Here is a 24,217-nt window from a genome sequence, read left to right as displayed (position 1 = left end):
GCGTCCCTGAACCGACCCCGGGCCCGCGCGGCCCGGGGCGCCTCCTTCTCCGACAAGAGCCCTCGATATGCCGTCCTTGAAGGACCTGCGGAACCGGATCTCCTCGGTCAAGTCGACCCAGAAGATCACCAAGGCCATGCAGATGGTCGCGGCCGCCAAGCTGCGCCGCGCCCAGCAGGCCGCCGAGGCCGCCCGTCCCTTCGCCGAGCGCATGGAGAAGGTGCTGGCCAACCTCGCCCGCGGCATCGGCGACGGCGCGCAGGCGCCCAAGCTCCTCGCCGGCAACGGGCAGGACCGCACGCACCTCCTCGTGGTCTGCACGGCCGAGCGCGGCCTCTGCGGCGCCTTCAACGGCTCCATCGTGCGCCTCGCCCGCGAGCACGCCAACCGTCTCCTGCGCGAGGGCAAGACCGTCAAGATGCTGCTCGTCGGCAAGAAGGGCTACGAGCAGCTCCGCCGCCAGTTCGAGGCGAACATCGTCGAGACGATCGAGCTGCGCAACGTCAAGTCGGTCGGCTTCGGCGACGCCGACCCGATCGGCAAGAGGATCATCGCCATGTTCGAGGCGGGCGAGTTCGACGTCTGCACGCTGTTCTTCTCGCGCTTCCGCTCCGTCATCTCGCAGATCCCGACCGCGCTGCAGCTGATCCCGGCCGAGCTGCCGAAGAACGCGGACGCGACGGGCACCGGCGCCGCCTATGACTATGAGCCCGGCGAGGACGAGATCCTGGCCGCGCTGCTGCCGCGCAACATCTCCATCCAGGTGTTCCGCGCGCTGCTGGAGAACGCCGCCTCCGAGCAGGGCTCGCGCATGAGCGCCATGGACAACGCCACGCGCAACGCCGGCGAGATGATCAAGAAGCAGACGCAGATCTACAATCGCTCCCGCCAGGCGATGATCACCAAGGAACTCATCGAGATCATCTCGGGCGCCGAAGCGCTGTAAGGCGCGCCGCCCGCACCACTCTCGACCCAGACTGCACGACGGCGCGACCCGCGCGGAAACCCTGAGGACACCATGGACGACTTCGCCCGCACCGGCTCCGGCACCCTCGACGCCCCGCAGAACCGCACCCCCGGCCAGATCACCCAGGTCATCGGCCCCGTGGTGGACGTGAAGTTCGAGGGCCACCTGCCCGAGATCCTGAACGCGCTCGAGACCAGCAACAACGGCCAGCGCCTCGTGCTCGAGGTTGCCCAGCACCTCGGCGAGAACGCCGTGCGCTGCATCGCCATGGACGTGTCCGAGGGCCTGACCCGCGGCCAGGCCGTCACCGACACCGGCAAGCCGATCCTGGTCCCGGTCGGCGAGGGCACGCTCGGCCGCATCATGAACGTGATCGGCGAGCCGGTCGACGAGGCCGGCCCGATCCAGACCGAGGACACCCGCGCCATCCACCAGCCCGCGCCGACCTACGCCGAGCAGGCCACGGAAGCGCAGATCCTGGAGACGGGCATCAAGGTCGTCGACCTGCTCGCCCCCTACGCCAAGGGCGGCAAGATCGGCCTGTTCGGCGGCGCCGGCGTCGGCAAGACCGTGCTCATCATGGAGCTGATCAACAACGTCGCCAAGGCGCACGGCGGTTACTCGGTCTTCGCGGGCGTCGGCGAGCGCACCCGCGAGGGCAACGATCTCTACCACGAGATGATCGAGTCCAACGTCAACAAGGACCCGCACGAGAACAACGGCTCGGCCGCCGGCTCCAAGTGCGCGCTGGTCTACGGCCAGATGAACGAGCCCCCGGGCGCCCGCGCCCGCGTGGCCCTCACGGGCCTGACCGTCGCCGAGAACTTCCGCGACAAGGGCCAGGACGTGCTGTTCTTCGTGGACAACATCTTCCGCTTCACCCAGGCGGGCTCGGAAGTGTCCGCTCTGCTCGGCCGCATCCCGTCGGCGGTGGGCTACCAGCCGACGCTCGCCACCGACATGGGCGCCCTGCAGGAGCGCATCACCACCACCAACAAGGGCTCGATCACCTCGGTCCAGGCCATCTACGTCCCGGCCGACGACCTGACCGACCCGGCGCCCGCCACCTCCTTCGCCCACCTCGACGCCACGACCGTGCTGTCTCGCTCGATCGCCGAGAAGGGCATCTACCCGGCGGTGGACCCGCTCGACTCCACCTCGCGCATGCTGTCGCCCGGCGTGGTCGGCGAGGAGCACTACGCCGTCGCCCGCCAGGTCCAGCAGGTGCTGCAGCGCTACAAGGCGCTCCAGGACATCATCGCCATCCTGGGCATGGACGAGCTGTCGGAAGAGGACAAGCTCGCGGTCGCCCGCGCCCGCAAGATCGAGCGCTTCCTGTCCCAGCCCTTCCACGTGGCCGAGATCTTCACCGGCTCGCCCGGCAAGCTCGTTTCGCTCGCCGACACCATCAAGGGCTTCAAGGGCCTGGTCGACGGCAAGTACGACCACCTCCCCGAGTCGGCCTTCTACATGGTCGGAAACATCGAGGAAGCCATCGAGAAGGCCGGCAAGCTCGCCAAGGCGGCCTGACGCTCCGACAGGACCACGAACGCGCGGCCCGTCTCCGGCGGAGCCGCGCTTTTCATGAGGGATGAGAGATGGCCGCCTTTCCGTTCGAACTCGTGTCGCCCGAGCGCCTGCTCTTCACGGGCGAGGTCGAGTCGGTCGTGGTGCCGGGCTCGGAGGGCGAGCTGACCGTCATGAAGGACCACGCGCCGCTGATGACGACGCTGAAGCCCGGCATCGTCACGGTGAACGAGACGACGGGCCGCTCGCAGCGCCTGTTCGTGCGCGGGGGCTTCGCCGACGTGGCGCCCACCGGCCTGACGATCCTCGCCGAAAGCTCGGTGCCGGTGGAGCAGCTCGACGGCGCCAAGCTCGACGCCGAGATCAAAGATGCGCAGGACGACGTCACCGACGCCTCGACCGACGAGGGCCGCCGCCTCGCCACCGAAAAGCTGAACCAGCTCCAGGAGCTGCGCGGCGCGCTCGCGGTCTGATCCGGCCGCACACGATCTTCGAGGCCGCGCGTTCCGGAAGGGTCGCGCGGCCTTTTCGCGTCCCCTCCGTGCTGCCATGACCGAGATCGCCACCCTGCGCCTCGCCGCCGATCCGGCCGGCATCGCCGCCGCCGCGGCGATCCTGCGCCGGGGCGGCCTCGCGGCCTTCCCGACCGAGACGGTCTACGGCCTCGGCGCCGACGCGGGCTCGGCCGAGGCCGTGGCCGGCATCTACGCCGCCAAGGGTCGGCCACGCTTCAACCCGCTGATCGCCCACGTGCCGGACCTCGACACCGCGACGGGGCAGGGTGCCTTCGGCCCCGACGCGCTGGCGCTGGCCCGCGCCTTCTGGCCCGGACCGCTGACGCTGGTGGTGCCGGCGGCGCCCGGCTGCACCGTGTCGGACCTCGCGCGCGCGGGGCTCGGCAGCGTGGCGCTGCGCGTGCCCGCCCACCCGGTCGCCCGCGCCCTCATCGCGGCGGCCGGCGTGCCGGTCGCGGCGCCGTCGGCCAATCGGTCGGGTCGCGTCAGCCCGACGGCGGCGGACCACGTCCTCGGCGACCTCGACGGGCGCATCGACGCCGTGCTCGACGGCGGTTCGACCGCGGTCGGCGTGGAATCCACCATCGTGTCCTGCCTCGGCGAGCCCACGCTGCTGCGCCCCGGCGGCGTGACGCGCGAGGCGATCGAGGCGGTGCTGGGCCGGGCGCTCGCCGCGCCGGCCGCGGGCGGCCCGACGGTGGCGCCCGGCATGCTGCTGTCGCATTACGCGCCCCGCGCGGCCGTCCGCCTCGGCGTCGAGGCGCTGCGGTCCGGCGAAGCCGGGCTCGACTTCGGCGGCCGTTTCGCGGGGCGGGGCGCGCCGGTGCTCGACCTGTCGCCGCGGCGCGACCTCGCCGAGGCGGCGGCGAACCTGTTCGGGCACCTGCGCCGGCTCGACGAGGCGCTGGCGGGCGCCGGCGCCATCGCGGTCGCGCCGATCCCGGAGGAGGGGCTCGGCGAGGCCATCGCGGACCGGTTGAGGCGGGCCGCGGCGGAGCGGTGATCGCGACCGTCTTTCCCCCCTGGGGCGGGACGGAGGGCCGGGCCTATCCGCCGATCTCGACCACCACGCGCCCGCGCACCTTCCCGTCGAGGATGGCGTGGGCGGTGGGCACGATCGCGTCGAAGCCGATCGTGGTCGTCAGCGCGCGCAGCTTGTCGCGGTCGAGGTCGCGGGCGAGCCGGATCCAGGCTTCGAGGCGGCGCTCGCGGCTCGCCATGACGCTGTCGATGCCGAGCAGCGACACGCCGCGCAGGATGAACGGCATCACGGTCGCGGGCAGGTCGGCGCCTCCCGCCAGCCCGCAGGCCGCGACCGCGCCGTTGAGCCGGGTCTGCGCCAGCACGTTGGCCAATGTGTGCGACCCCACCGCGTCGATGCCCGCGGCCCAGCGCTCCTTGCCGAGCGGGCGGCCGGGCTTCGACAAATCGTCGCGCGCCACGATCTCGGCGGCGCCGAGACCGCGCAGGAACCCGCCCTCCCCGGGGCGGCCCGTCGAGGCGATCACGCGCCAGCCGAGGCGGCTCAGCAGCGCCACCGCGACCGAGCCGACGCCGCCCGCCGCGCCCGTGACGATCGCGGCGCCGTGGTCCGGCGTCACGCCCGCCTTCTCGATCGCGATCACGGCCAGCATGGCGGTGTAGCCCGCCGTACCGATCGCCATGGCGTCGGCGGCCGTGAACTCCGGGGGCAGGGGAACGAGCCACTCGCCCTTGACGCGCGAGCGCTCCGCGTAGGCGCCGAGGTGGGTCTCGCCCGTCCCCCAGCCGTTCAGCACCACGGCGTCGCCCGCCTTCAGGCCGGGATGGCTCGTCTCCTCCACGACGCCGGCGAAGTCGACGCCCGGGATCATGGGGAAGCGCCGCACCACGGGCGAGCGGCCCGTGATGGCGAGCCCGTCCTTGTAGTTCACGGTGGAATGGGTGACCCGCACAGTGGTGTCGCCGGGCATGAGGTCGGCGTCGTCGAAGTCCACGCGCTCGACCGTCTGGCCGTTCTCCGCCTTGTCGATGCGCAGCGCCTTGAAGGTGCCCATGCCGGTCCGTCTCCTCCCGTTTGCAGCGGATGAGAACCCGCGGCGGGTGCCGCCGTCAATCCGGGAGGCAGCGCGGGGCTCGACGGGGCCACGATCTCGCCCGAAGATCGTGGTGCATCGTGTCTCGCCCGGCGGAGGCCGGATCGGTGTGGGCGGTGCCGGAAGGGAGAGACGGCGATGGCGGGCTATATGGACGATGGCTCTTACGGTTACGGCAGCGGCTACGGGCATCCGAACGCGGCCGCCTACCTGTCGGGCCCCGGCTCCAGCGCCTTCGTGGGCGGATACTACGCGCAGAGCTACGCGTCCGAGAACGAGCGCGGCGGCATCTACACGCACGATGTGAACTATTACGGGACCAACGAGACCGAGATCTCGACGTACGGCTATCACGCGACGGGTTACAGCTTCACGGCCAACGACTTCTACATCGACTATCGCGTGCAGACGCCGGGCAGCCCGCTCGGCGACGGCACGCGCTACGGTCCGGCCGTCCCGGCCGGCTACGGCAGCCTCGAAACACTCGACCTCTACGGATATACGCGGACGTCGACGTCGGGCGCCGCGTCCTATTCCGCGTCCGACAGCGTCACGACGGAGCAGTTCTCCAGCGGCTACACCATCTCGTATCACTCCTACACGACGTCCGAGAGCTACGGCGGCCACCCCGTCTCCGGGTCGCAGAGCAGCTACAGCTACGCGACGATCACCGACCCGTCCGGCGACACGACGGCGTTCACCGGCGGTTTCGCGGGGTACTATCGGACGTATTGAGCGCGACCGCGCCGCTCCCCGGGCCCGTCCGGCCGTCTTGCGGCACCCGCGCAAAAAGGACATCTTCCGCCGCCACCCTGCCACGGTCGGCGCGCGCCCGGGCCCTGGTGGGATCGGGATGCCGCCCCCGAACCCGACAAGGCTTCCGTGCCCGATCTCCGATCCTCGCCCCGCACCGCGGCCCGCCTCGCGGCCGTCCTCCTCGCCGGCACGGCTTTCGCGGTGACGCCGGCCCTGGCGCGCGACGTCATCGCGATGCCCCCGCCGCCCGACGTGTCCGGCAGCGTGTCCGGCAACTACCTGTCGGCCCTGGTGGCGGGCGCCGATCGCGACACGCAGGCGGCCTCGGCCTACTTCAAGGAGGTGCTGCGCTCCGATCCCCGCAACCCGGAGCTGATCGAGCGGACCTTCGTGGCCTCGCTGGCCAATGGCGACATCGACGACGCGCTCGACTTCGCCCGCCGCATGGTGAAGACCGACCCCAAGAACGGCCTCGCGCACATGGTGCTGGGCATCGGCCAGATGAAGGACGGGCACTGGGTCGCGGCGCGGCGCGAGTTCCTGTCGGGCGGCGGCGGCAACGCGCACGACGTCACGGCGACGCTGCTCACCGCCTGGACCTTCGCGGGCCAGGGCGACGAGAAGAAGGGCCTCGCCGCCATCGACGACCTCAAGGACACCGGCTTCCGCGTGTTCCGCGACTACCACGCCGCGCTCATCGCCGACCTCGCCAACGACCTTCCCGAGGCCACCAAGCGCTTCAAGACCGCCTATGCCGAGGACCACACGATCCTGCGGCTGGTGGACGCCTACGCGCGCTTCGAGGCGCGCCACGGCGCCAAGGACGAGGCGCTGCGGGCGCTCGACGCCTTCGGCCAGGTGCTGCCGCACCACCCGCAGGTCGAGGCGCTGCAGGCCGACATCCGCGCCGACAAGCCGGTCCAGCCGCTGATCCGCACCGCGCAGGAGGGCGCGGCCGAGGTGCTCTACGGCCTCGGCGCCGCGGGCGGGCGCCAGGGCGACGAACTCGCCGCCATGATCTACCTGCGCCTGTCGCTCTACCTCGCGCCGAACAACAACCTGGCCCAGATCACGCTCGCGGACCTCTACGCCCGCCTGAAGCAGAACGAGCAGGCCATCGCGGTCTACAGCAAGGTCCCGGACGCGAGCGCGCTGCGCAACAACGCCGACGTCCAGACCGGCCTCACGCTCGACGTGATGGGCAAGCCCGACGACGCGATCAGGTATCTCAAGGACATCGTCGCCAAGCACCCGCACGACCTCGACGCGCTGACGACGCTCGGCAACGTCGAGCGCGAGCAGAAGCAATATGCGGAAGCCGCCGCCACCTACGGGCAGGCGCTCGACAGCCTGCCCAAGGACGACAAGGCCGCCTGGACGCTGCTCTACTTCCGCGGCATCTCCTACGAGCGCGCCCACGAGTGGCCCAAGGCCGAGGCTGACTTCCAGCGCGCGCTGCAACTCGAGCCGGATCAGCCGCTGGTGCTGAACTACCTCGGCTATTCCTGGGTCGACCGCGGCGAGCACCTCGACGAGGCCTTCGCGATGCTGCGCAAGGCCGTGGCGCTGCGGCCCGAGGACGGCTTCATCGTCGACAGCCTGGGCTGGGCCGACTACAAGCTCGGCGACTACGAGGGCGCCGTGAAGGAGCTGGAGAAGGCGATCGCGCTGAAGCCCGGCGATCCCACCATCAACGACCACCTCGGCGACGCCTATTGGCGCACGGGCCACAAGCTCGAAGCGCAGTTCCAGTGGAACCACGCCCGCGACCTGAAGCCGGAGCCGGACGACCTGCCCGCGATCCTGGACAAGATCGCGCACGGCCTGCCGGACCCGAAGCCCACCGCCGCGGCCGAAGCCAAGCCCGCCCCGGCGGCCCCGCCCGCCGCGCCGACCCCGGCTCCGACGCCCGACCCGGCGCCCGCCGCCGCGCCCGCGGGGGACGCCGCGCCGAAGTGAGGGCTGCGTCCCGCCCCCTCGGTCCGGGGGTGCGGGACGCCGCGTCTTGCTGTATCCCGCCCTGCGATGCGAGTGTGTTCTCGCGGCGAGGGTTCCCCGACATGCAGGCGACGAGACTGGCCATCCCCGACGTGGTGCTGCTGCGCCCGAAGCGGCACGGCGACGCGCGGGGCTATTTCGTCGAAAGCTTCAACGCCCGCAGCTTCGAGGCGGCGACCGGCCTGTCGCCGGTCTTCGTGCAGGACAACGAGGCCCTGTCGGTCGAGGTCGGCACGGTGCGCGGGTTGCACTTCCAGCGCCACCCCACGGCGCAGGGCAAGCTCGTGCGGGCCATCAAGGGCGCGATCTTCGACGTCGCGGTGGACATCCGCACCGGCTCGCCGACCTTCGGCCGGCACGTGTCGGCGACGCTCACGGCCGAGGCCGGCGAACAGCTCTGGGTGCCGCCGGGCTTCGCCCACGGCTACTGCACGACCCTGCCCGACAGCGTGATCGCCTACAAGGTGACGGACTTCTATTCGGCCGCCGACGACGGCGGCATCGCCTGGGACGATCCCGCGCTCGGCATCGAATGGCCCCTGGCGAGCGGCGCCGCGCTGCTGTCCGACAAGGACCGGCGCCAGCCGAAGCTCGCCGACCTGCCCGCCACCTTCACCTACGAGGCTTAAGAGTGAAGCGCGTCCTCGTCACCGGCGGCGCCGGCTTCATCGGCTCGGCCGTGGTCCGCTACCTCACGGGCGAGCTCGGCGTCGAGGTGCTCAACGTCGACAAGCTCACCTACGCGGGCAACCTCGAGAGCCTGCGGCCGGTGTCGAACCTGCCGAACTACCGCTTCGCCAAGGTCGACATCTGCGACCGGCCGGCGCTCGACGCGCTATTCGCCGAGTTCAAGCCCGACGGCGTGATGCACCTCGCGGCCGAGAGCCACGTCGACCGCTCGATCACCGGCGCGGGCGACTTCGTCCAGACCAACATCGTCGGCACCTTCGCGCTGCTGGAAGCCGCGCGCGCCCACTGGAGCGGCCTCGACGCGGATGCGAAGTCGGCCTTCCGCTTCCTCCACGTGTCCACCGACGAGGTCTACGGCTCGCTCGGGGCCGACGGCCTGTTCGAGGAGACGACGCCCTACGACCCGTCCTCGCCCTATTCGGCCTCCAAGGCGGCGTCCGACCACCTCGCCCAGGCCTGGATGCGGACCTACGGCCTGCCGGTCGTCATCTCCAACTGCTCCAACAACTACGGTCCCTTCCACTTCCCCGAGAAGCTGATCCCGCTCGTCACGCTCAACGCCCTCGCGGGCAAGCCGCTGCCGGTCTACGGCAAGGGAGACAACATCCGGGACTGGCTCTACGTCGAGGACCACGCCCGCGCGCTGTGGACGATCCTGACCACGGGCCGGCTCGGCGAGAAGTACAACGTCGGCGGCCGCAACGAGCGCACCAACCTCGAAGTGGTGGAGACGATCTGCGACGTGCTCGACGAGCTGCGCCCCGCAGCGAAGCCGCGGCGGGAGCTGATCACCTTCGTGACCGACCGGCCGGGCCACGACCACCGCTACGCCATCGACGCCACCAAGCTCGAGGACGAACTCGGCTGGCGCGCCCGCGAGGACTTCGCCTCCGGCATCCGCCGCACCGTGGCCTGGTACCTCGACAACGAGTGGTGGTGGAAGCCGCTGCGCGAGGGCGTGTATTCGGGCGAGCGGCTCGGCCTCGGGGCCGACAGCGAGAAGAAGGGCTGAGCCGCATGCGCATCGCCGTCACGGGGCAGAACGGGCAGGTGGCCCGCGCCCTCAGCGAGATCGCGGGCCGCCACGGCCACGAGGTCGTGCTGCTCGGCCGCCCCGCCCTCGACCTCGCCGACCCGTCCACGATCGCCCCCGCGATCCGGGGCGCGCGCGCCGAGGCCGTGATCAACGCCGCCGCATATACGGCGGTCGACAAGGCCGAGTCCGAGCCCGACCTCGCCATGGCGGTCAACGGCGCCGGCGCGGGCGCCGTCGCGGCCGCCGCGGCGGAGCTGGGCCTGCCGGTGCTGCAGGTGTCTACCGACTACGTCTTCGACGGTTCCAAGCCCGAGCCCTACGTCGAGGAGGACCCGGTCGGGCCGCTCGGCGCCTACGGCCGGTCCAAGCTCGCCGGCGAGCAGGTCGTGGCGGAGGCCAACCCGCGCCACGCCGTGCTGCGCACCGCCTGGGTCTACGCGCCCTACGGGGCGAACTTCGTGAGGACGATGCTGCGAATCGCCGGCAACAAGCCGGAGGTGAGCGTGGTGGCGGACCAGCACGGCTGCCCCACCTCGGCGCTCGACATCGCCACGACCCTGCTCGGCGTCGCCGCGAAGATGGTTGCCGAGCCCGAGAACCGGGATCTCAACGGCGTGTTCCACATGGCGGCGCGGGGCGAGGCGGTGTGGGCCGAGGTCGCCGAGGCGGTGTTCGCCGCCTCGCGCGCCAAGGGCGGCCCGAGCGCCACGGTGAAGCGCATCACCACGGCCGAGTTCCCGACCCAGGCGCGGCGCCCGGCCAACTCGCGGCTCGACTGCGCGAAGCTGGAGCGGGTCTACGGGATCAGGCTGCCGGAGTGGCGCGGGCCGCTGGAGCGCACGGTGTCGCGGCTGCTCAACGACGCGAAAGCCTCTGGCTGAGCTCTGGGACGACGTCCCGGAGGCGCCCCGGGGACGGTCGGCCGAACCGGGGCAGGAACGGCGGCCGCCGAAGCCGGCGGTGTCGCCCGAGTCGCTGATGCGGATGGCGAGCTTCTACCTCGCCCGCTATTCCGCCTCGACGGCGCGGCTGCGCGAGGTGCTGGAGCGCAAGGTGCGGCGCCGCTGCGAGCTGCGCGAGGCGCCCGTGCCGGAGGGCGCCGAGATGCGGGCCTTGATCGACGGCGTCGTGGAGCGCCTGACCCGCGCCGGCCTCATCGACGACGCCGCCTTCGGGCGCGGCCGCGCCGCCGCGCTGGCCCGCAAGGGCCTGCCGGCCTGGCGCATCAAGGCCGAGCTCGGCCGTCAGAACGTCGACCTGGCGGAGGAGAGCGTCGCCGAGGCGGTCGACCTCGACGAGGAGGCGCAGGCGCGGCGGCTCGCGCAGCGCAAGCGCCTGGGCCCCTGGCGGCCGGGCGAGCGCGAGCCCTACCGCGACAAGGACCTGCGCGTCATGGTCCGGGCCGGCTTCCCGCTCGGGCTGGCCAAGCGCGTGGTGGACGGGGAGGCGGACTAGCGGTCCGACCCGAACGCGAGGTCCGAGCGTGTGGACAGGTCGGTCCACCGGCATCGAGGCGATGCACCGAGCCGCATCGAACAGAAGGGCGATCTCCTGTTTGGTTCGGTGCATGCGGCGGCCGCGCTCACGCCTCGCGCTCGAACGCCAGCCCTTCGTCGGCCCAGCCCGTGATCCCGCCGATCATTACCTTCACGGGCAGGCCGAGCCCCGCGAGATGCGCCGCGGCCCTGTCGGCGCCGTTGCAGTGCGGGCCCGCACAGTAGACGACGAACAGCGTGCCTTGCGGCCACTCGGCCATGCGTCGCGCCGTCATCTTGCCGCGCGGAAGGTTCACCGCGCCCGGGACGTGCCGCTCGTGGAACTGGGCGGGCGCGCGCACGTCGAGGAGCGCGAAATCCACGGTGCCGGCGGACTGCGCCGCGGCGACGTCGGCGCAGTCCGTCTCGAAGGCGAGGCGTGCTCCGTATCGGGCTGCGACGTCGACGGCGGGGGCGGGCGGGACCAGGGTGACGGGGCTCGGCATGGGGCTGCTCCGGATTGGGGGATGCGCCATCCTGGCGGGCTATCGCGGCGCTGGACATCCGTCCGGATGTCGACGAGCATCGACATCGTGCCAATCCGCCCGCCGTTCCCCGATCACCTCACCGGCCCGCGCGTCGCCGTGCTGGCCTATGACGGGCTCTGCACCTTCGAGTTCGGCGTAGCCTACGAGGTGTTCGGCCTGCCGCGTCCGGAGATGGGGCCGGGCTGGTACCGCTATGCCGCTACCGCCGTCGAGGCCGGGCCGCTCACGGCGGCGGGCGGGCTGACGGTCGCGGTCCACCACGGTCTGGAGGTGCTGACCGAGGCGGACCTCGTCGTGGTGCCGGGATGGCGCGCCATCGACGCGCCGGTGCCGGCCGCGCTCGTCGGCGCGCTGCGGGCCGCCCACGCGCGGGGCGCACGCATCATGTCGCTCTGTTCCGGCATCGCCGTGCTGGCCGCGGCCGGGCTGCTCGACGGGCGCCGCGCCACCACGCATTGGCGCTATGTCGCGACCGTGGCGGCGCGCCACCCTACGATCCGCTTCGAGGCGGACGTGCTCTACGTGGACGAGGGCGACGTGCTGACCGCGGCGGGCAGCGCCGCCGGCGTCGACCTCTGCCTTCACGTGGTGCGCGGCGACTTCGGCCCGGAGGCCGCCAACGGCGTGGCACGGCGCCTGGTCGTGCCGCCGCACCGCGACGGCGGACAGGCGCAGTTCATCGCGGCGCCCGTCCCCCGCCGGCACGAGGCGGGACGGCTCGGGCCGCTGATCGACGCCATGCGGGCCCGCCCCGGCGACGACCACAGGCTTGACGCGCTCGCGGCCCGCGCCGGCATGAGCCTGCGCACCTTCCAGCGCCGCTTCGCCGAGGCCACCGGGCTGCCGCCGGGCGAGTGGCTGATGGCGGAGCGGCTTCGCCTCGCCCGCGAACTGCTGGAGCGGGCCGCGCCTGCGGCGCTCGACGACGTCGCGGCCGCGGCCGGCTTCGGGACGGTGGCGATGCGGCACCACTTCCGCTCCCGCCTGGGGATCAGCCCCTCGGCCCACCGCGGCGCCTTCGTGAGCCCGAGCCGCTGAGGGGGTGACGGCGCGGGCGGCTCGAAAACGCTCAGCGCGCCGTCGACCGACGATCGACGCGGTCGCGCGCGGCGCGGATCAGCCGCGGCGATCCTTCACCGCCGGACCGGCACGGCCCCGACGGCGAGCTTGTAGACCACCGTCGGCAGCTTCACCGCGTCCACGCCGTGGTCCATCGCCGGCGTGCGGTCGAGCTGCGCCGCCGGCATCAGCAGGTTTCCGGCATCGTCGATCCACATGGCGTCGACCCAGTCGAGCTTGGGGTCCGCCACCAGGGTCGAGATCTGGCCGTCCGGCGCGATTCTGAGGATGCGCGAGTGGTCGGTGTCGCTGGAATAGATGGTGCCCGCCGCGTCGATCGCGGTGCCGCCGGTCGAGGGTGTGTCGGCAAAGAAGCCCACGTGCTGGCGCCGCTCGTCGTCGGTCGTGCCGGGATCGTCGAGGTAACGGGTGTCGATGCGGTACATCGGACCCGAACAGGGCTGGTAGTAGAGGGTCTTGCCGTCCGGCGAGACTTCGAGCTGGTCGGCGTTGATCACCACGGGTTTGCCCTGCGGGTTCACCACCGGCCGGCCCTCGGCCATCAGGGTCCGCTCGGCCGTCACCGACCTGTCGCCGTCGAGCGCGCGCCACATGCGGTCCGTCTTGAGGCCGACCACGATGAGGCCGGGCTGGCCGGCGTCGGTCAGGTAGACGTGGTCGCCGTTGAAGCGGATGTCGTCGACGAAGCTCTTCTTGCCCGTCACGGCGTCGAGCCCGATGATGCGGCTGACCTGGTTCGTGGCGAGGTCCACCACGACGACCTTGGCGCCGCCGGGCAGCACGTCCTGCCCCGGACCGGGCGCGCCCTTGTCGACGATCCAGAGCCGCCCGTCCGGGCCGATGCGCAGCGCGTTCACGCCCACGAAGCTGTGGGCCGGGTCGCCCCCGGCCGCGAAAGCGTTCCACGCCGCGTCCGGATAGGGCTTCGGCTGGCCGTCGACCCATTCGCCGACCTCGATGCCCTGGCCCGGCACCTGCCGCTGGAAGGGCAGGAAGGTGCGGCCGTCCTTCGTCGTCGCGATCCCGTTGAAGATGAGCTGGGATTCGAGCACGGGCACGAGCTTGCCGCCGTCCTCCTCGGCCCGCGCGGCGGAGGGCAGGGCCAACAAGGCGGCGGCGGTCAGGGCGAGGATGGGACGCATGATGGCTCCACGAACCGTGATGCCGCCCAACGCCGCGCATCCCGGGAAGGTGCCCTCACGCGCCAGGCGCCCGCGCGCGTTCCACGGCGTGGGCCAGCACGTCGAAGGGCTGCGCGCCGCTGAGCAGGTTGGCCTGCCCCGCGCCGTGGCGGATCACCATGGCGGGCACGCCCGCGATGCCGAGGCGCGCCGCGAGCTCCTCCTCCGCCACCACGCGGTCCAGCAGCGCGGCGTCGTCGAGGGCGCGGTGCAGGTCCGCGCTGTCGAGCCCGCAGACCGTGCCGATGTCGAGCAGCACCGAACGGTCGCCGATGTCGAGGCCTTCCTCGAAGAAGGCGCGGAACAGCGCCTCGTGCACGGCGTCGAAGGCGCCGACGCTGCGCGCGTAGGCGGCCGCCACCGCGGCGAGGCGCGAGCGCGGCTGCACGGGCGGCAGGCGCAGGACCAGGCCGCGCTCCTCCGCCATCGGGTAGACGGCCGAGTTCCAAACGTTGTGGAGGTACTCGCCGTCCGGGTCGAGCGTCGGCTGCGGCTCGGGGCGCAGCTCGAAGGCGCGCCACTGCAGCGCGACGCCGAGCTCGTCCTGCGCGCGGGCCAGCGCCGGCAGCGCGAGGTAGCAGAAGGGGCAGACGTAGTCGCTCCAAACCTGGATCGCGGTCTGTTCGGCCATGCGGGTCCCTCATCCGGCTCGTCGACACGCAACGCCCGTCCGCTGGGCGGGTTGCGATGGAGCCGCCGCGGGCCATCTCGGGGCGGAGGGGCGGCGCGGAGGACGGTGCGGGTGAGCAGGGACAAGGCTTGGAAGCGGGTCGGGGCGGAGTGGCGCGACGTCGTGCTGGTGTGCCGCAAGTGTTCCAAGAAGCTCGACGGCGGCTTCGGGCCGGACGGCGAGGACGCCTTCGCCAAGGCGCTGCGCCGCTCGATCGACGGGGCAGGGAAGCGCAAGGTCAAGGCGCGCCGCCGTGCCGTCGGGGTCGTCGAGGTCGGGTGCCTCGGCCTCTGCCCGAAGCGCGCCGTCGTGGTGGTGAAGGGCAGCGCCCCGGGCTCCATGCTCCTGGTGCCGGAGGGGGCCGGCATGGACGAGGTGGTCGACCGGCTCGGCCTCGGGGCCGCCCGCGGCCCGGACGGGCCGGCGCTCGACGCCGCCGAGTGAGCCGACGAGGCGTCGCGATAGCCCGCCGTCGGGGGCAGGGCGACCAGGGCCGGACAAGGCCGACGTGATCTGCTGGAGGCCGCACCGTCGCGCCCGCGAAAATTGCATGCCATGCGAGGCTCGGCCCTTGCACATTCGAGCGCGATGCGTAGGGTAAAAATATTCTTAAGACGGCTGAACGCACGATGTGTCGCCATCTCCTGCCCCGCCTCGATCTGCCGGTCGGCCGGGCCCTGCACGGCCTCGGTCAGGTTGCGGTCTCCCATCCGACGCTCCTCGCCGCGGCGGTCCTGCTCCCGGTCTGCGCCGCGCTGATCGTCGTGATCTGTCGCGACCTGCGGAGGCCGGTGCTCGGGCGCTGGCTCCCGCCCGGCCCGGCCCGCCGGCTTCCGATCTCCGTCTACGACAGGTTCGGACCCGTCCACTCCGGCTGACCCCGGCGTCGGCGCGCCGAGCCGTCGGGTGGCAGCCATCGGGGCCGGGCAGAGCTTCCGCGCTTCCATCTCGCCGCTTCCCCGCTATGGTCTCGGCGGGCCGGCTCACCCCGGCTCGGACGGCCGCGGCCCTTTTCCCTCAGAGCGATCTGCGCCGCGGCCGTCTCTCGCCGCCGGGTCGGCCGCGGGATCGGAGCGTGGGACGTGGAAGCGCGATCCTCGGTCGCCTCCGTCCCGGCCGGCGAGGCCCGGTCCGCGACCGATCGGCGAACCCTGCGGGGACGGGCGGCGTTGCCGCAGGCTCGCGCGTGCCGCGGGCCTTCCCGCAGGATCCACCCCATGATGCGTCTCGCCCTCTCGGCCGTCATCCTGGCCTCGCTCGCAGTCCCGTGCACCGCCGAGGCGCAGGGGATCGTCGGGGGAGCCCGGTCCGGCGCGGCGACGGGCGAACGCGCGGCCGGGCCGATCGGCGGCGTCGTGGGAGGCGTCGTCGGTGGGGCTGTCGGCGGCGTGGTGGGCGGCGTCCGCGGGGTGTTCGGACTGCCCGACCGCCATCTCCGCCGCCCCGTCGCCCGCAGGCATCGCCATCGGCCTTGATGGGGCCACGGCCCTCGATCATCTGCATGCATCTCGCCGACGCCGGAGCGTCGGTTCAACGAGATGGTGGCGATGCCGAAGACGAGATCCATGATGGCGGCGCTGGTGCTGATCGCGGCCGCCGCGTCGGGCGCGCGGGCGGAGGACGCCGCCCCGCTCGGCATCGGCATCGAGGGATGGCCCTATCCCTATCCGGTGCACCTGTTCCCCCTCGTCGAGGACGGGCAGGCGCTGCGCATGGCCTACATGGACGTGCACCCCGCCCCGACGGTGGCGCCGAACGGCCGCACCGCCGTGCTGCTCCACGGCAAGAACTTCTCCAGCGACTATTGGGCGGACGTGATCTCGGACCTCGCCGGGCGCGGCTATCGCGTGGTCGTGCCGGACCAGATCGGCTTCAACAAATCGTCCAAGCCGGACCTCGATTACTCGTTCGATGCCCTCACGGCCAACACGCTGGCGCTGCTCGACCACCTCGGCGTGACCGGCCAGGTCGACCTCGTCGGCCATTCCACCGGCGGCATGCTGGCGGTGCGCTTCGCCCTCACCCACCCGGACCGGGTCCGCAGGCTCGTGCTGGAGGACCCGATCGGGCTCGAGGACTACCGCGTGAACATCCCGCCGCAGACGACGGAGACGCTGACCGCCGCGGAGCTGAAGCAGACGCCGGCGTCGTACCGCGCCTTCATCGCCCATTACTTCGTCGGCTACCCCGCGGCGAAGCAGGAAGCCTTCGTCGATCAGCGCATGCGGATCGCGGAGTCCGGCGACTACGACCGCTGGGCCAGGGCGGCGGCAGAAAGCTACCAGATGATCTACCGGCAGCCGGTCCGCTCCGAATACCGCGACCTCGCCATGCCCGTGATGATCGCGGTCGGGGCCGAGGACCGCTCCGTGGTGATGAAGGGCTACGGCGATCCGGCCCGGACGGCCGGGATGGGGAACTTCCCCGTGCTGGCGCGCGCGGCCTGCGCCGAGGTGCGGAACTGCGCCGTGACGGTGATCGAGAACAGCGGCCACATCCCGCACCTCGAACAGGCGGACGCCTTCCTGGCGGCCCTCAACGGCTTCTTAAAGTAAAGCCCGGAAATGCCGCGCATCGCGGCCATGCCGGCCGGCCCGCCGGCCGTGTCCGCCGCGTTGCCGCCCCAATCCGAAGGCGATTGTACGCGGGACGGACACAGTCCCTCCCGTTCAGGACCCTCGATGACCCTTCCGATCCATGCCCTCCGCGTGAAGCTCACCGCCGCCGCGCTCGCCGCCGTGGTCCTCACCGCCGGCCATGCCGTCGCCAAGAACCACGACTGCCAGACCTTCAAGCTCGCCCCCGCCGTCGTGGCCCTGCACGACCGCGCGCCGGGCCCGTCGGTCCGCATCCCGAACTGAGCCTCGGCCGAGGCGGCGCGCCGGCGTCGCCCGGAACAGAACGCGAAAAGCCCGGGCGCTGCCCGGGCTTTCCCGTGTCTGACGGTGAAGCCGCCTCACTGCGCCGCGACGGCCATCCCGGCGATGGCGCGGCGGTGCATCGGCGTCATGGCGACGCCGTCCTTGTCGAACAGCCGCGCCTCGTCGGTGTTGACCGCGAGCCTGACGACGTCGCCGATCTGCGCCGAGGTGCTGCCGGGCGTCTTCACCGTGACGAGGTGACCGCCGCCGACGTCGACGTAGACCAGCGTCTCGCCGCCGAGGTGCTCAACCACGGCGACCTTGCCGCCCAGCGGCCCCTCGGCCGCCATGGACAGCGTCTCGGGCCGGAAGCCCACCGTGCAGGCGGCGCCGGCCGCCGCGTTGCGGGGCTCGACCGGGATGGATGCCACGCCGCCGCCGGGGAGCACGACGTCGACGCCGTTGGCGTGGGACGACTTCACGCTCGCGGGCGTGAGGTTCATCTTCGGCGAGCCGATGAAGCCCGCCACGAAGGTGTTGGCCGGGTAATGGTAGAGCTCCAGCGGCGAGCCGACCTGCTCGATCTTGCCGGCGCGCAGCACGACGATGCGGTCGGCCATGGTCATGGCCTCGATCTGGTCGTGGGTGACGTAGATCATCGTCGCCTTCAGCTCGCTGTGCAGGCGCGCGATCTCGATGCGCATCTGCACGCGCAGGGACGCGTCGAGGTTCGACAGCGGCTCGTCGAACAGGAACACCTTGGGCTGGCGCACGATGGCGCGGCCGATGGCGACGCGCTGGCGCTGGCCGCCCGACAGCTGGCCGGGGCGCCGGTCGAGCAGCTTCTCGAGCTGCAGGATCTTGGCCGCCGAGGCCACCTTGGCGTCGCGCTCGGCCTTGGGCACGCCCGCGAGGCGCAGCGCGAAGGCCATGTTGTCGGCCACCGTCATGTGCGGGTAGAGCGCGTAGCTCTGGAACACCATGGCGAGGCCGCGCGCGTCGGGCGGCACGTCGTTGACGACCTGACCGTCGATCGACAGGTCGCCCGAGGTGATCTCCTCCAGCCCGGCGATCATGCGCAGCAGCGTGGACTTGCCGCAGCCCGAGGGGCCGACGAAGACCACGAACTCGCGGTCCTTGATGGCGAGGTCCACGCCCTGGATGATGTTGACGGCGCCGTAGCTCTTGCGCACGTCCTTGAGGGTGACGGTAGCCATGGCGGTGTACCCCTTACTTGACGGCGCCGAAGGTCAGGCCGCGCACGAGTTGACGTTGTGTGAGCCAGCCGAACACCAGGATCGGCGCGATGGCGAGCAGCGAGGCGGCTGACAGCTTGGACCAGAACAGGCCCTCGGGGCTGGAGAAGCTGACGATGAGCTGGGTCAGCGGCGCCGCCTTCACGGAGGTGAGATTGATGCTCCAGAAGGCCTCGTTCCAGCACAGGATGATGGACAGGAGCGCCGTCGACATCACGCCGGGCAGGGACAGCGGCAGCAGCAGCAGGCGCATCTGCTGCATCGGCGTCGCGCCGTCCATCCGCGACGCTTCGAGGATCTCCTTCGGCACCTCGCGGAAGAAGGAATACAGCATCCACACGACGATCGGCAGGTTCATCAGCGTGAACATGGCGATGATGCCGGTCCAGGTGTCGAGCAGGCCCATGGTCTGGAACAGGACGTAGATGGGCACCAGGACGCCGACCGCCGGCATCATCTTGGTGGACATCATCCACATCAGGAGGTCCTTGGTCTTCTTGCCCGGGTAGAACGCCATGGCGTAGGCGGCCGGCACCGAGAAGGCGAGGCACACGATCGTGGCGCCGACCGACTCGACCACGCTGTTGATCACGGCGCCGAAGTAGTTCACCCGCTCGTTGACGGTGGCGAAGGATTCGAGCGTCGGGTGGAAGAAGAGCGACGGGTTGATGGCGTCGATCTCGGACTTGAACGAGGTGATCGCCATCCACAGGATGGGGAAGAACACCAGAAAGGCGACGCCCCAGCCCAGGAACGTCATGACGATCTTGTCGCGCTGCTTGGCCTTCATGGCGGGCCTCAGTTGTCGAGGTTGCGCGCGACGGTGCGCACGAGGAAGATGGCGACCACGTTGGCCAGCACGACCGCCACGATGCCGCCCGCCGAGCCGCCGCCGACGTCGAACTGCAGCAGGGCCGTCTTGTAGACGAGGTAGACGAGGTTGGTGGAGGCGTCGCCCGGGCCGCCGCTGGTCGTGACCAGGATCTCAGCGAAGATGCCGAGCAGGAAGATCGTCTCGATCATCACCACGACGGTGATGGGCCGGGCGAGGTGGGGCACGATGATGTGGCGGAAGCGGGCGATGGCCTTGGCGCCGTCCATGCGGGCCGCCTCGATCTGCTCGCGGTCGAGCGACTGCATGGCGGTGAGCAGGATCAGCGTCGCGAAGGGCACCCACTGCCACGCCACGATGAGGCCGATCGACAGCAGGGGAGCGGTGGTGAAGAAGGTGATCGGCTCGAGCCCGACCCCGCGCGCCATATAGGCGAAGAGGCCGTTGACGGGATCCATCAGCAGGTTCTTCCACACCAGCGCCGCCACCGTCGGCATGACGAAGAAGGGCGCGATGACGAAGAGCCGGGACACGCCCTGGCCGTAGAATTCCTGGTCGAACAGCACCGCGAACAGCGTGCCGAAGACGATGGTGGCGATGAGCACGCCGCCGACCAGCAGCACCGTGTTGACGATCGAGGTGATGAACGAGGGATCGGTGAGCAGGTAGGTGTAGTTGTCGAGGCCCGCCCAGCCCTGCACGGTCGGGTCGGTGAGGTTGTAGTTCCGGAACGAGAAGTACAGCGTCAGCGCCAGCGGGACGATCATCCACACCAGCAGCGCCGCGATGCTCGGCCAGACGAGCGGCCGCGTGTCGATGCCGCGCTTCGAGCGCCCCACCCTGGGCGCAGCGGCCGCGTCGCGCGGCAGAGCTGAAGTCGACATCGCGGCCTCCCGTCTTGGTATTGGTGTCATCCTGAACCGAAACCGCCGGGGCGTGAAGCCCCGGCGGCGGTCTCGTCCCGGCTTACTTGGGGTAGCCGGCCTGCTTCATGGTGCGCTCGGTGGTGGCTTGGCCCTTCTTGAGGGCGGCTTCCGCCGTGTCCTGCCCGGCGAGGGCCGCCGAGATGTCCTGGCCGACGTTGGTGCCGATGGCCTGGAACTCGGGGATCGCGACGAACTGCACGCCGGTGTAGGGCACCGGGTTCACGGTCGGGTGCTTGGGATCGGTGGTCTCGATCGCCTTCAGCACGGTGGCGGCGAAGGGCGCGGCCTTCTGATACTCGGGGTTGGCGTAGGTCGACAGGCGGGTGCCGGGCGGCAGGGCCACCCAGCCCTCCGACTTGCCCACCATGTCGATGTACTTCTTGGAGGTCGCCCAGGCGATGAACTTCTTCGCCGCGTCGGCCTGCTTGGTGGAGGCCGGCACCGCGAGGTTCCAGGACCAGAACCAGCCGGAGGCCTTCGGGTCGGCGTCGGTGATGGGCGAAGCCGTAAAGGCGGTCTTGTCGGCCACCTGGCTCTGCTTGGGGTCGTAGATGCGGCCGGCGCCCGAGGTGGCGTCGATCCACATGCCGCACTTACCGTTGGCGAAGAGGGCCTGGTTCTCGTTGAAGCCGTTGGCGGTCGGGCCGGGGGGGCCGTCCTTCTTCATGACGTCGAGGTACCAGTCGACGGCGTTCTTCCAGGGCTGAGTGGTGAGCTGCGGCTGCCACTTCATGTTGAACCATTCGCCGCCGAAGGCGTTCACGGCCGTGCCGAGGAAGGCCATGTTCTCGCCCCAGCCCGGCTTGCCGCGCAGGCAGATGCCGTAGATGCCGTTCTTCTTGTCCGACACCTTGGCGGCGTATTCGGCGATCTGCGCGTAGGTGGGCTTCTCCGGCATGGTGATGCCGGCCTTGTCGAACAGGTCCTTGCGGTAATAGGTGAAGGACGACTCGGCGTAGAAGGGTGCGGCATACATCTTGCCGTCGACCGAGGAGGCCTCCTTCACCTGCGGGATCAGGTCCTTGTAGTCGTAGGCCTCGCCGAGGTCGTCGAGCGACATGAGCCAGCCCTGCTTGGCCCAGATCGGCGTCTCGTAGGCGCCGATCGTCATCACGTCGAACTGGCCGCCCTTGGTGGCGATGTCGGTGGTGAGGCGCTGGCGGAGCACGTTCTCCTCGAGCACGACCCAGTTCAGCTTGATGCCGGTCTCCTTCTCGAACTGCGGAGACAGCTTCTGCATGACGATCATGTCGCCGTTGTTGACCGTGGCGATCGTCAGCGTCGGGTTGTCGGCCTTCGCGGCGATGGTCGAAGCCAGCAGCGCGGCGACGAGCCCGCCGGTACGAGCGAAACGCATTCGATGTCCTCCCTCTGGCGGCCGTTGGTCGGCCGCAAACTTTGCTCAGCGTGAGAGCAAATGCTCAATCTTGCCGGGCTCGCTGTCAAGGGCGATTCTATGGCGATCCCCGGCCGGATGTGAAGCGCGATCAGCGGCCGTCCAGCAGCCGCACCGCGGTGGGCTCGTCGATGACGAGGCCGGTGGCGTAGCCGCCCGCCAGCGCCGCCGCGAGGGCCGGGAGCTTGGACCGCCCCGCCGCGACCAGCACCGTGGGGCGGCGGGGCCTGCGGGCCGGCGGAACGGCCGTGAGGCGGCGCGTCACGGCGTCGTCGATCGGGCAGCCGCGGGCGTCGATCGGGTGGGAGCGCAGCTCGCCGACCGCCCCGGCCGCCTCGAGCTGCTTCAGCTCCTCGGGCGTCACGAAGCCGTCGATCAGCAGGGGCGCGGTGGTGCCGATGGAGCCCACGCCCAGCACCTCGGCGTCGGCGTCGCGCACCAGCGCGTCCACGATGCCGTAGCCGCGCTGGGCTTTGAGGAACTCGCATTCCTCGCGCGTGTCGGTGAGCACGGGCAGGGGCAGGGGATAGCACTGCGCGCCGACGCGGTCGGCCAGGCGGATCGCCACGTCGTAGGGGCTGGCGCGGCCGTCGCGGGTGAGGTTGCCGACCGCGGACACGACCTTGTGATCGGCGCGCTCCATGGAGGTCACCTCGCGCACGGTGTCGAGCAGGGTGCGGCCGGTGCCGAGCGCGAGGATGCGGGGGGTCGGCGAGGCGAGCAGCGCCTCGATGTACTGCGCCGCCAGCAGGGCCACGCCGACGCGCTCGCTCTGCCCGTCGACCGCGGGCGCGACCTCGCAGGAGTCGAGCCCGTAGCGCTCGCGCATGCGCTCGCCGAGCTCCATGCTCTTCAGCAGCGGATGGTCGAGCCGGAACTTGATGAGCCCTTCCGAGATCGCGAGGGCGACGAGGCGCTGCGCGTTGGGGCGCGACACGCCGAGGTCGGCGGCGATCTCGTCCTGCGTGCGGCGCTTGATGTAGTAGAGCCAGGCGGCGCGGGCCGCGAGGTCGAGCCGCCTCGTCCGGGCGTCAGCCTTCTCGTTCACCCCGGGGCTCCCACGCCTTATCGACTGCCCCGCGGCGCCGGACGGAGCGCGGCGGGGATCACGGCGGCAGGGTGGCGCGGATCGGCGTGCGGGGTCAAGGCGCCGCGGCTTGGGCGACGCCGCGTCAGACCCCGCCGTACATCAGGCCGGGGTTGAAGACGCGGTCGGGGTCGAAGCTCGCCTTGATGTTCGCCGTCACGGCGGCGAGCGCCGGCCCGAGCGGCTCGAAGACCGGGGTGGCGGCCCGCACGGCGTCGGGGGCGCGCACCAGCGTGGCGTGGCCGCCGGACGCGGCCAGCACGGCGCGGATCGCCCCCGCTCCGGCGTCGCCCGCCGCCTCGGTCGCGACCCAGATCAGCCCGCCGCCCCAGTCGAAGCAGTGGCGGCGCGCGACGCCCTTCAGCTTCTCCGCCACCGCCGGGCCGCGCGTGGGCGCGACCGACAGGCGCCACACGGCCTCCTCGGCGCGGGCGCCGAGCGCCGCGCCGTCGCGCAGCTCGTCCCACAGCGCGGCGGCGGTCGGCTCCGGCAGCCGCTCGGGCGCGCCGAACTCGGCCAGCAGCGCCGCGAGCCGGGCCGCGCGGTCGTCGACCGAGGCGGCGAAGCCGTCGAGCCTGAGCAGCGTGCGGGCCGGCGCGCCAGCCTCGCCGGGGATGTGGGCCGCGCCCGTCATCTCGAAGGGCGTGCCGATGGCCCGTGCCATGGCCACGGCGGCGCGGGCGTCGTCGAGCCCCTCGAACTGCAGCGTCAGCGCGGTCTCGGGCCGCGGCACGACCTTGAAGGTGACCTCGGTGAGGAAGCCCAGCGTGCCGTGAGCGCCGCATTCGAGCTTCACGAGGTCGAGGCCCGTGACGTTCTTCATCACGCGGCCGCCGGACTTCACCGCCTCGCCGAAGCCGTTGACGAGCCGCACGCCGATGAGGTGGTCGCGCACCGCGCCCGCCGCGAAGCGCCGCGGCCCCGACGCGTTGGTGGCGACGAGACCGCCGACCGTCGGCTCGCCCGCCGTGCCGTAGAGGCGGCGGTGGTCCATCGGCTCCACGGGCAGCATCTGGCCCTTGGCGGCCAGCGTCTCCTCCAGCACCCGCACGGGCGTGCCGGCGCGCGCGCCGATGACGAGCTCGGAGGGTTCGTAGAGCGTGATGCCGGTGAGGCCCGCCGACGACAGCGCGTCGACCGCGTTGGTGGGCCGGCCGAGCCCCGCGCGCGTGCCGCCGCCCTGGAGCCGCAGCGGCCGGCGCGCCGCGCGGGCCTCGCTCACGGCCGCGCAGGCCTCGGCTTCCGTGGCGGGGGCGTGGAGCGTCATGGAGGTCCCGAAGCTGGCCCTCCCCCGGTCCGGGGGAAGGTGGCCCGAAGGGCCGGATGAGGGGTGCCGGGCGC

26 protein-coding genes are annotated in these 24,217 nt (G+C 71.7%); 16 read left to right on the top strand and 10 right to left on the bottom strand.

Going from position 1 to position 24,217, the window contains the following annotated elements; genetic code table 11:
• Positions 1-67: 67 nt before the first annotated feature.
• The 4 genes from L7N97_RS03570 (at position 68) to L7N97_RS03555 (ending at position 4,012) form a co-directional block, all read left to right on the top strand.
• Entirely contained in the window at positions 68-946 is an 879-nt protein-coding gene (locus tag L7N97_RS03570; RefSeq protein WP_237476996.1) for a F0F1 ATP synthase subunit gamma, read from the top strand.
• Positions 947-1,018: 72 nt separating this feature from the next.
• A complete protein-coding gene (gene atpD, locus L7N97_RS03565; RefSeq protein WP_237476995.1) occupies positions 1,019-2,497 on the top strand; it encodes a F0F1 ATP synthase subunit beta in 1,479 nt (492 codons plus the stop codon).
• Positions 2,498-2,565: 68 nt separating this feature from the next.
• Entirely contained in the window at positions 2,566-2,967 is a 402-nt protein-coding gene (locus L7N97_RS03560; RefSeq protein ID WP_237476994.1) for a F0F1 ATP synthase subunit epsilon, read from the top strand.
• A 76-nt stretch (positions 2,968-3,043) separates the two neighbouring features.
• The gene (locus L7N97_RS03555) at positions 3,044-4,012 is read left to right on the top strand and encodes an L-threonylcarbamoyladenylate synthase (protein WP_237476993.1); all 969 of its coding nucleotides are present in this window, start codon (positions 3,044-3,046) and stop codon (positions 4,010-4,012) included.
• A 43-nt stretch (positions 4,013-4,055) separates the two neighbouring features.
• Here the strand turns inward: L7N97_RS03555 and acuI are convergent, their stop codons facing one another.
• Positions 4,056-5,045 carry an acrylyl-CoA reductase (NADPH) gene (gene acuI / locus L7N97_RS03550; RefSeq protein ID WP_237476992.1) on the bottom strand — a complete coding sequence of 330 codons (990 nt, stop codon included), beginning with the start codon at positions 5,043-5,045 and terminating at the stop codon, positions 4,056-4,058.
• A 177-nt stretch (positions 5,046-5,222) separates the two neighbouring features.
• Between acuI and L7N97_RS03545 the strand changes: the two genes are divergently transcribed.
• The 6 genes from L7N97_RS03545 to L7N97_RS03520 all read left to right on the top strand — a co-directional run bounded on the left by L7N97_RS03545 (position 5,223) and on the right by L7N97_RS03520 (position 11,019).
• Positions 5,223-5,819, top strand: a complete 597-nt coding sequence (locus L7N97_RS03545) for a hypothetical protein (RefSeq protein ID WP_237476991.1) — start codon at positions 5,223-5,225, stop codon at positions 5,817-5,819.
• 147 nt (positions 5,820-5,966) lie between these two features.
• Entirely contained in the window at positions 5,967-7,799 is a 1,833-nt protein-coding gene (locus L7N97_RS03540) for a tetratricopeptide repeat protein (RefSeq protein ID WP_237476990.1), read from the top strand.
• A gap of 101 nt (positions 7,800-7,900) precedes the next feature.
• Complete coding sequence (gene rfbC, locus L7N97_RS03535) at positions 7,901-8,467, top strand: dTDP-4-dehydrorhamnose 3,5-epimerase (protein ID WP_237476989.1); 567 nt, start codon at positions 7,901-7,903, stop codon at positions 8,465-8,467.
• Between the two features lie 2 nt (positions 8,468-8,469).
• Positions 8,470-9,540 (top strand): dTDP-glucose 4,6-dehydratase, encoded by a 1,071-nt coding sequence (rfbB, locus tag L7N97_RS03530; protein ID WP_237476988.1) that lies wholly within the window; start codon positions 8,470-8,472, stop codon positions 9,538-9,540.
• A 5-nt stretch (positions 9,541-9,545) separates the two neighbouring features.
• A complete protein-coding gene (gene rfbD / locus L7N97_RS03525; protein WP_237476987.1) occupies positions 9,546-10,445 on the top strand; it encodes a dTDP-4-dehydrorhamnose reductase in 900 nt (299 codons plus the stop codon).
• Between the two features lie 79 nt (positions 10,446-10,524).
• A complete protein-coding gene (locus L7N97_RS03520; RefSeq protein ID WP_237476986.1) occupies positions 10,525-11,019 on the top strand; it encodes a regulatory protein RecX in 495 nt (164 codons plus the stop codon).
• A gap of 127 nt (positions 11,020-11,146) precedes the next feature.
• On the opposite strand, the gene L7N97_RS03515 is transcribed toward L7N97_RS03520, so the two are convergent.
• Positions 11,147-11,545: a rhodanese-like domain-containing protein gene (locus tag L7N97_RS03515; RefSeq protein WP_237476985.1), complete on the bottom strand. Its 399-nt coding sequence runs from the start codon at positions 11,543-11,545 to the stop codon at positions 11,147-11,149.
• A 66-nt stretch (positions 11,546-11,611) separates the two neighbouring features.
• Between L7N97_RS03515 and ftrA the strand changes: the two genes are divergently transcribed.
• Positions 11,612-12,625 (top strand): transcriptional regulator FtrA, encoded by a 1,014-nt coding sequence (gene ftrA, locus L7N97_RS03510; RefSeq protein WP_237476984.1) that lies wholly within the window; start codon positions 11,612-11,614, stop codon positions 12,623-12,625.
• Between the two features lie 95 nt (positions 12,626-12,720).
• On the opposite strand, the gene L7N97_RS03505 is transcribed toward ftrA, so the two are convergent.
• Positions 12,721-13,809, bottom strand: coding sequence for an SMP-30/gluconolactonase/LRE family protein (locus L7N97_RS03505; RefSeq protein ID WP_237476983.1), 1,089 nt, complete (start codon positions 13,807-13,809; stop codon positions 12,721-12,723).
• 55 nt (positions 13,810-13,864) lie between these two features.
• Positions 13,865-14,479, bottom strand: a complete 615-nt coding sequence (locus tag L7N97_RS03500; RefSeq protein ID WP_237476982.1) for a DsbA family oxidoreductase — start codon at positions 14,477-14,479, stop codon at positions 13,865-13,867.
• 111 nt (positions 14,480-14,590) lie between these two features.
• Between L7N97_RS03500 and L7N97_RS03495 the strand changes: the two genes are divergently transcribed.
• From L7N97_RS03495 to L7N97_RS03475, 5 genes are all read left to right on the top strand, one after another.
• A complete protein-coding gene (locus tag L7N97_RS03495) occupies positions 14,591-14,962 on the top strand; it encodes a (2Fe-2S) ferredoxin domain-containing protein (protein WP_237476981.1) in 372 nt (123 codons plus the stop codon).
• A gap of 185 nt (positions 14,963-15,147) precedes the next feature.
• Entirely contained in the window at positions 15,148-15,396 is a 249-nt protein-coding gene (locus tag L7N97_RS03490) for a hypothetical protein (RefSeq protein WP_237476980.1), read from the top strand.
• Positions 15,397-15,735: 339 nt separating this feature from the next.
• Complete coding sequence (locus tag L7N97_RS03485) at positions 15,736-15,993, top strand: hypothetical protein (RefSeq protein ID WP_237476979.1); 258 nt, start codon at positions 15,736-15,738, stop codon at positions 15,991-15,993.
• A gap of 72 nt (positions 15,994-16,065) precedes the next feature.
• Positions 16,066-17,073: an alpha/beta fold hydrolase gene (locus L7N97_RS03480; RefSeq protein ID WP_237476978.1), complete on the top strand. Its 1,008-nt coding sequence runs from the start codon at positions 16,066-16,068 to the stop codon at positions 17,071-17,073.
• A 126-nt stretch (positions 17,074-17,199) separates the two neighbouring features.
• Complete coding sequence (locus tag L7N97_RS03475; protein ID WP_237476977.1) at positions 17,200-17,379, top strand: hypothetical protein; 180 nt, start codon at positions 17,200-17,202, stop codon at positions 17,377-17,379.
• A gap of 95 nt (positions 17,380-17,474) precedes the next feature.
• On the opposite strand, the gene L7N97_RS03470 is transcribed toward L7N97_RS03475, so the two are convergent.
• The 6 genes from L7N97_RS03470 to glcE form a co-directional block, all read right to left on the bottom strand.
• Positions 17,475-18,596 carry an ABC transporter ATP-binding protein gene (locus tag L7N97_RS03470; protein ID WP_237476976.1) on the bottom strand — a complete coding sequence of 374 codons (1,122 nt, stop codon included), beginning with the start codon at positions 18,594-18,596 and terminating at the stop codon, positions 17,475-17,477.
• 13 nt (positions 18,597-18,609) lie between these two features.
• Positions 18,610-19,425 (bottom strand): carbohydrate ABC transporter permease, encoded by an 816-nt coding sequence (locus L7N97_RS03465; protein ID WP_237476975.1) that lies wholly within the window; start codon positions 19,423-19,425, stop codon positions 18,610-18,612.
• A gap of 8 nt (positions 19,426-19,433) precedes the next feature.
• Positions 19,434-20,351 carry a carbohydrate ABC transporter permease gene (locus L7N97_RS03460; RefSeq protein ID WP_237476974.1) on the bottom strand — a complete coding sequence of 306 codons (918 nt, stop codon included), beginning with the start codon at positions 20,349-20,351 and terminating at the stop codon, positions 19,434-19,436.
• 82 nt (positions 20,352-20,433) lie between these two features.
• On the bottom strand, positions 20,434-21,750 hold the full coding sequence (locus L7N97_RS03455; protein WP_428980956.1) for an ABC transporter substrate-binding protein: 1,317 nt from the start codon (positions 21,748-21,750) through the stop codon (positions 20,434-20,436).
• 130 nt (positions 21,751-21,880) lie between these two features.
• Positions 21,881-22,837 (bottom strand): sugar-binding transcriptional regulator, encoded by a 957-nt coding sequence (locus tag L7N97_RS03450; RefSeq protein WP_237476973.1) that lies wholly within the window; start codon positions 22,835-22,837, stop codon positions 21,881-21,883.
• Positions 22,838-22,961: 124 nt separating this feature from the next.
• Positions 22,962-24,143, bottom strand: a complete 1,182-nt coding sequence (glcE, locus tag L7N97_RS03445) for a glycolate oxidase subunit GlcE (RefSeq protein WP_237476972.1) — start codon at positions 24,141-24,143, stop codon at positions 22,962-22,964.
• Positions 24,144-24,217 lie beyond the last annotated feature (74 nt).

It is taken from the genome of Lichenibacterium dinghuense (genome assembly GCF_021730615.1).
Taxonomy (GTDB): domain Bacteria; phylum Pseudomonadota; class Alphaproteobacteria; order Rhizobiales; family Beijerinckiaceae; genus Lichenihabitans; species Lichenihabitans dinghuensis.
The sequence above is the reverse complement of the archived record's forward strand: the minus strand, read 5'-3'. Positions and strand labels throughout refer to the sequence as shown.